At 38.1% G+C, this 7,454-nt stretch carries 7 protein-coding genes; all 7 read right to left on the minus strand.

The genetic code is table 11. From position 1 onward, the window contains the following. Window positions 1-250 precede the first annotated feature (250 nt). Window positions 251-901, minus strand: a complete 651-nt coding sequence (gene trhA / locus GD441_RS16420) for a PAQR family membrane homeostasis protein TrhA (protein ID WP_153127488.1) — start codon at window positions 899-901, stop codon at window positions 251-253. Between the two features lie 169 nt (window positions 902-1,070). Further along, a complete protein-coding gene (locus GD441_RS16425) occupies window positions 1,071-2,012 on the minus strand; it encodes an LCP family protein (protein ID WP_153127489.1) in 942 nt (313 codons plus the stop codon). A gap of 202 nt (window positions 2,013-2,214) precedes the next feature. Further along, window positions 2,215-2,922 (minus strand): ABC transporter ATP-binding protein, encoded by a 708-nt coding sequence (locus tag GD441_RS16430; RefSeq protein WP_153127490.1) that lies wholly within the window; start codon window positions 2,920-2,922, stop codon window positions 2,215-2,217. Between the two features lie 11 nt (window positions 2,923-2,933). Then, window positions 2,934-3,710 carry an ABC transporter ATP-binding protein gene (locus tag GD441_RS16435; protein ID WP_153127491.1) on the minus strand — a complete coding sequence of 259 codons (777 nt, stop codon included), beginning with the start codon at window positions 3,708-3,710 and terminating at the stop codon, window positions 2,934-2,936. A 14-nt stretch (window positions 3,711-3,724) separates the two neighbouring features. Beyond that, a complete protein-coding gene (locus GD441_RS16440; protein WP_153127492.1) occupies window positions 3,725-5,014 on the minus strand; it encodes a branched-chain amino acid ABC transporter permease in 1,290 nt (429 codons plus the stop codon). Window positions 5,015-5,023: 9 nt separating this feature from the next. Continuing rightward, complete coding sequence (locus GD441_RS16445) at window positions 5,024-6,010, minus strand: branched-chain amino acid ABC transporter permease (RefSeq protein WP_153127493.1); 987 nt, start codon at window positions 6,008-6,010, stop codon at window positions 5,024-5,026. Window positions 6,011-6,095: 85 nt separating this feature from the next. Beyond that, window positions 6,096-7,292 (minus strand): branched-chain amino acid ABC transporter substrate-binding protein, encoded by a 1,197-nt coding sequence (locus GD441_RS16450; protein ID WP_153127494.1) that lies wholly within the window; start codon window positions 7,290-7,292, stop codon window positions 6,096-6,098. Window positions 7,293-7,454 lie beyond the last annotated feature (162 nt).

Consider the following 7,454-nt stretch of genomic DNA (forward strand, 5'->3'; position numbering starts at 1 on the left):
TGTCGTCGTCGCACAGGTCTAATTGTCAATAAATTTCCAAATGGATGGAGCCACCTTTAATTGGGTATTTACCTTTTTGGCTCTAAACAGGAAAAATAATAAAACTGAAAATTACGACAATATTTATGCAACACTAGTGATTCAATACAAAACATAAAATATTATTATAATTATTATTAATTTAATAATAATTTAGATAAACCAATACATTTTTGTCGGCTAATTCCGTCACTTTTTCGTGAACATCCATTTACACCTTCACGGCTGATACATAAAATAAAACTGCAAAAAAGTGTGCCATCGTACCGAGTAGAACGAATACGTGCCAAACGGCATGGTGGTAATGAAAGCCTCTCCATACATAAAAAATAGAACCGATCGTATAAAGCACTCCACCTACGACTAGCAGAACCAATCCACCTTGTGGTAACGCTATAACTAATGGATTCCAAGCGATTACAATTAGCCAGCCCATTACCACATAAAGCACTGTAGATATCAAAATAAACCTTTTTACAAAGAAGGACTTAAATACAACACCTACAATCGCAATGCCCCAAACAACACTAAGCAATGTCCATCCCATTGCCCCATCGATTACAATTAGCGTGAAAGGGGTATAGGTTCCAGCGATAAAGAGATAGATCGCTGAATGGTCAAAGATTTCAAATATATCTTTCGCTTTTCCTTCTGGAAAGCTATGAACCAAAGTTGAACTAAGATACAAGAGAATCATCGTTGCTCCGTAAATGGTATACGTTACTACATGAAAGGTAGAACCAGTAGACACCGATTTTAAAATCAAAAACACCAGCGCGGTTATGCTTAACAATACTCCGATGCCATGAGTAATGGCATTTACGATTTCTTCTTTTTTTGTATACACATGCGTTGTTTGCAAAACAAATCCCCCTTCACCTTATTTATTATTTTTTCATTATAAACCTTAACACATTTCTTTGAAACAAAATATTTATATGTATGGTTTTACCCATGGGTTCTTACATTCAAAATAAGTGCCTGTAAGCCTCTTGTTAAAATCACGGGTAGTGAACACTTATCTTGTTGTTCTATTCATTCACAGCTTTCGGTTCACTAAAGAAGTTCATTAATGCTTCTTTATTCTTGGAAAAATCCAATTCTAAAACTGCTCCAGCATGTGGATATGTTTGATTTGTGAACCCTCCACTGACTGGAATTCTTATCGTTTCAACTTTTTCAATGGGCTGTAAAAACATCTGGGATCCTAACGTCAATATTTCTGAAACCTTCAAATCTGATTCCACATATTGAAGAGCTGTATCCACAATATTTGGCAGCTTTGCAAATCCCTCCAAAGTGGTCATTTCTTTATAGATTTTTTCTTTGATTTGGAGTAAAACTTCCTGCTGCCTTCTCACTCTTCCGAAATCACTTTCTTCATCATGCCTAAATCTTACATATTTCAATAAATCTTCTCCATGTAACGAATGAAGACCAGGTTTCATCGAAAGATTCATATCATCAATCATTTCTTTTTTTACATGAACTGTTAGGCCGTCCGGTACAATAAGATCCATCACCTGAATAAATCCTTCAAAATCTATTATGACAGCGTAATCAATATCCATATTAAAATTGTCTTTAATTGTCTGAATAAGCAGATCCTCTCCACCAATAAAATAGGCTTGATTTAATTTGTCATATTGTTCTTGGCCTGGTATTTTTACATAGCTATCTCTCATTAAAGAAGCCAGTTTTAACGTTCTATTAATCGCATCATATTGCGCCACTAAAATGGAGTCAGTTCTTGATTTTTCTTCTCCCCGAGAATCTATTCCAAGCAGTAAAAAGGTAACAGGTTTACTCTGAAGCAGCTCTCTAAATTTCTTGGACTCGATTTTTTTAAGAATTGAGTTCTTTTCCATTTCCGAAATCCTCTTTGATTCGTCTTCAGAGATTCTACCCTCCTGACAGCCTGAAATTAGAATAACGATACATAAAAATATACCGTATAATGTAAGTTTTTTCATGAGAACCTCCCCATAGTAATTATTGTTACTATTTTAGGTATTTCGAACCTACCTTATACTCTATATACCTATTCCTTTTTAATAGTTGCTAAATAAATAAAAAAGCAAACTCTTCAGTCAAATGACCCATGAGTTTGCCCTTTTTACTCTTCTTAATATCATTTCAGTAGGAAGTATAAGAGACCCTTAGACATACCTAGTATTATGCTAAATAAGCCTCTCTTACTTCATCATTTTTGATCAGTTCATGACCGAGCCCTTGAAGTTTTATTTCTCCAGTTTGAATGACATACCCTCTATGGGCGATTTGGAGCGCCTGAAATGCATTTTGTTCAACTAGAAGAATCGTAATACCTTCTTGATTGAGTTCTTTTATGATTTCAAAAATTTGCTCAACAATAATGGGAGCTAGTCCCATTGAAGGTTCATCAAGCATAAGTAGATCAGGCTTCATCATAAGTGCCCTTCCGATTGCGAGCATTTGTTGTTCTCCTCCGCTCATCGTCCCACCTTTTTGTTCTAAACGATCTTTTAGCTTAGGGAAGTATTGAAATACCCTTTGCATTCTTTCTTGAATAACAGATTTATCTTTTACAGAGAATGCTCCCATTAGTAAATTTTCTTTAACCGACAGCCTTGGAAAAATCCGTCTCCCTTCGGGTACATGTGCGATGCCTAATGAAGTTGTTTCATGAGCCGGTTTATTCGTAATATCGATCCCGTTAAAATAAATACTACCTGTTTTCACCTTTGCCAATCCGCTTATCGATTTAAGTGTTGTTGATTTTCCAGCTCCGTTACTGCCAATTAGCGTTACGATTTCCCCTTTATCCACTGTCATTTGAATACCTTTTAAGGCTTGAATGCCTCCGTAAAAGGTTTCAATATTGTTCAAATGAAGCAAATGCATACTGATGCCCCCTAACCTGCTTGTATAGCGCCTGAACCGAGATAAGCTTCAATAACCTTCGCATTATTTCTAATTTCTTCAGGCTTTCCTTCTGCAATTTTTTCCCCATGATCCAATACAACGATATGCTCAGATATTTCCATTACGAGCTTCATATCATGTTCAATTAAAACAACTGTTAAATTAAATTCATTCCTCATTTTTTGAATGAGTCCAGTAAGCTCACTCGTTTCCTTAGGATTCATTCCAGCAGCAGGCTCATCAAGTAAGAGTAATTTCGGTTTGGCAGCCAAGGCTCTTGCAATCTCAAGCCTTCTTTGGGCTCCATAGCTTAAATTACGAGCTTTTTCATTTAAAAGGTGAGCGAGTCCGACATATTCTAGCAATTCATAGGCTCTAACTTCTGCATCCTTTTCTTCTTTACGGATGACAGGAAGATTAAATAAGATTCCCATTAGGCCAGCCTTTAAATGTGTATGCATGCCGACAAGAACATTTTCAATTACGGACATTTCACTAAATAGACGAATGTTTTGAAATGTACGTGAAATGCCTTTTTTGCTAACATCATGAGGCTTTAGTCCATCGATCTTTTCTCCCTCGAGATAAATAGAGCCGGAAGTAGGCTGATAAACCCCTGTAATCATATTGAAAAATGTTGTTTTCCCAGCACCGTTTGGACCAATGACTGCTGTGATGCTATTCCTTTCTACTTGCATGGAAATATCCTGGTTGGCAGTCAAACCACCAAATTTTTTTGTTAATTGTTTTACTTCTAGTACACTCATCTTTGTCTCCACTCCTATGCTTGCATATTTTCTTTTTGCGGAGGTACTGTCGTTCCCTTCAATTCAGAGCCTCTGCCTTTTTTTAATTGACTCTCATTAAATACAGGATTTTTTGCTGGCAGTAGCCCTTGTGGACGATACAATGCAAAAAGAATCAATAAAGCTCCGAAAATAAAACGCTGCATTTTAGAAGGAGACAATGCATCAGGAATGGATATGACACCTGAAAGGTTTAACTGATTTAGCCAGTTTGTCAGCTCTGTAAGGACTTGTAGATTCAAAATCGTCATAACGGCTGCTCCTAATATTACACCCGGTACACTTCCCATCCCCCCTAGAATAACCATAACTAGAATGGTGATCGATTCTAAAAGGGTAAAAGATGTCGGGTCAACAAAGGTTTGCTTTGCCGCAAATACGACTCCCATCATCCCTGAGAAAGAGGCTCCAATGGCAAAAGCCATAAGTTTCGTCTTTACAAGAGGAATTCCCATCGCTTGGGCAGCGATTTCGTTTTCACGCACTGCCTTCCAAGCTCTACCGATCTTTGAATGTTCAAAGCGGCGTACGGTAAAAATGGTAAAAATCAAGATAACTAGGACAATATAATAAAACTGGCTTGGATATAAGAAATCGATACCAAATAGCCTTGGTGGTGTAACAGACGGAATTCCCATGGCTCCGTTTGTAATATTCACTGGCTTATCAAGGTTATTGAATACAATCCGGATAATTTCTCCAAATCCTAATGTTACAATGGCCAAATAATCCCCTTTAACCCTTAGCACAGGTATGCCCAGTAAAATCCCGAAGACAGCTGCAACAAAACAGCCAAGCAGAATAAAAATCCAAAAGCTTTCTCCTGACAATGGATATTGACCAAATGGCATAAAATTTGAAGCTTGTGCTGTCGCAAAAATACCATACGTATAAGCCCCCACTGCAAAAAACGCAACAAATCCAAGATCCAATAATCCTGCCATGCCAACTACGATATTTAATCCAAGAGCCATCGAAACGTAAATCCCTACAAGTGTGGCAACTTCCATATACGATTGGTAGGCATCCCCGTTACTTGCGGTAAATGGAAGTAAAAATACTAAAACTATTCCAGCGATGATCCATTTTGTTACATTTTTAAAATTTGTAAAGTACAGCAAAAGCAAAGAAGATAGCAATAATAAGAATGCCGTAACGGATCGTTGAGCCATAAATAGGCTGAGGGAGGTTACAGAAATGTAGATAAGAAGAAAAACACCGTGTACTACTTTATTTTGCTTATATTGATTCCACAATTGTTTCATTCTTCTCACCTACACTTTCTCAGCTACCGGTTTGCCCAATAGGCCTTCCGGTTTAAAAATTAATACGATGATCAATATGATAAAAGCAAAAACGTCTTTGTACTCTGCTCCAAAAATGCCTCCTGACAACAAAGTCAAGTTTGCTGATGCAAATACTTCCAGTAGACCGAGGAGTAAACCACCAATCATAGCACCTCTAATATTTCCAATTCCGCCTAGTACTGCTGCCGTGAACGCTTTTAATCCTAAAATAAACCCGATATAAGGATCGATCGTCCCGTACTGAACAGCAAACAGCACTCCCGTTGCTCCGCCAAGTGCAGAGCCAATAAAGAATGTGAGTGAAATGACTTTATTCACGTTAACGCTCATTAATGCAGCAGTATCACGATCTTGCGCAACTGCTCTCATTGCCATTCCCCATCTCGTCCTATTCACAAATATATCTAAACCAATCATCATGATGACCGCAGTCACTAACACAATCAAAAATGAAGTTTTTATTGAGGCATCATTAAAAATTGAGCTTATAGAGGAGGCTTTTATTAAAATTTGATCAGTAAATAAGCTTGGTCCTGTGATGATGTAATTGCCTTTTTTAAGTTCTGCAATAAAACGTATAAGATCTTGCAGTAAAAATGAAATTCCAATTGCAGTAATGAGCGGAATTAATTTTGGGGCATTCCTTAGTGGTCTGTATGCTACCCTCTCGATACCCATTCCAAGCAGTCCAGTAAGAATGGCAGTCAAAACTAGAACCGTAATGAGCATTACGATTGCCGGCAAAACGGACACCCAACCAATGCCGGTTAGAACGATTAAAAAAGCAGTTCCTATAAAAGCACCCGTCATGAAAATTTCACCATGTGCAAAATTAATAAGTTCTAAGATTCCATATACCATTGTGTAGCCTAGAGCTATGACGGCATATACGGTGCCCAGAGTAAGGCCGTCGATTAATACTTGCGGGATAGATTGCATGATTTCATTCAGCATATGTCTCCTCCTCGTACCCGTGTATAGAAGAATAGGGTATGCCCCTTTTTTAATGAGTCATACCCTTTCTCAAAGTTTTGTTAAATTAGTTTCCAACTTCACCTTCGAATTGTGGCGGGTATTTAGCTTCTGTAAATTTGTAAATAAAGATTTTTGCAAATTCATTGTCACCTTTGTCGTCAAAGCTAACCTTTGTTAAAGCACCCTCGAAGTCTTTCACACCACGAACTGCTTCTTGCACCTGCTTACGAGTAGGCATTTTGTTACCGTTGGCTTTTATGGCATTTTCTAATCCTTTTAACACTGCTCCCATTGAATCATATCCGTAAACGGAGAATGACTCGGCATTTTTGTTATGCGCTGCTTTATAATCTTCAATGAATTTTTTACCTGCTTCTGTTTTTGTTGAATCACCGGCAACCGACGTAATATAGGTATTTTTGACTGCATCTCCAGCAATTTCTACTAAAGTCGAGGAGTCCATTCCGTCTCCACCCATAAATGGAATATCAATTCCTTTTTCACGAGCCTGCTTAATCAACAGACCACCTTCAGCATACATACCACCAAAGTAAACCAGGTCAGGCTTCTTAGAAAGGATTTGGTTAAGAACACCATTGAAGTCTTTCTCGCCAATTGTAATTCCTTCAAATCCAAGAACTTCTGCTCCAGCAGCTTCTGCTCCTTTTTTGAAAGCTTCAGCTAGTCCACTACCGTATGCTGTCTTATCTTGAACGATAAAAATTTTCTTTGCTCCTAGAGTATTCACAGCGTATTCTGCTCCTGCAGGTCCTTGGGAATCATCGCGACCTACAATACGGTTGACCGATTTTAATCCTCTTTCTGTTACTTCAACAGCTGTGTTTGCAGGCGATACCATTGTCAGGTCATATTTTTCATATACCTCTGAAGAAGGGATGGCAACACCTGAGTTTAAGTGGCCTACCACTCCCAGTACTGCCTTATCAGATCCAATTAGCTGTGCATTCGCCACACCTTTTTTCGGATCCGCTTGGTCATCATAAGGAACCAATTGAAGTTCAAAGCCTAATTCTTTAAATTTTTCTTTTTGTTGATCCAATGCAAGCTGTGCACCAAGTTTAATAGCTTCGCCCAAAGTAGCACTGCCCCCTGATAACGGGCTTTGAGTGGCGATTTTGATTACGCTGGTTCCTTTCTTTTCTTCATTGCTGGCTGTTTCAGTTTTTCCTGAACAGCCCGCTAACAAGCCTAGTGCTAAACTTCCGGCCATTAGCAGTGTCCATGATTTTCTTACTTTCATGTAGACCCTCCCTCGTTTTTTCTCGTATTGTCAAAACTTTTATAGTAAATAGGTTAGTAAATCCTATATTAGAGGGCTTTTTGAGCAAAAAAATTGCCACCCCCTGAAATTTAGGTAATAGTGAGGTTACCACACCGACACTAAATCCCTAAATAAAGGAAG

Source organism: Peribacillus tepidiphilus (assembly GCF_009466385.1).
Lineage (GTDB): Bacteria > Bacillota > Bacilli > Bacillales > DSM-1321 > Bacillus_BN > Bacillus_BN tepidiphilus.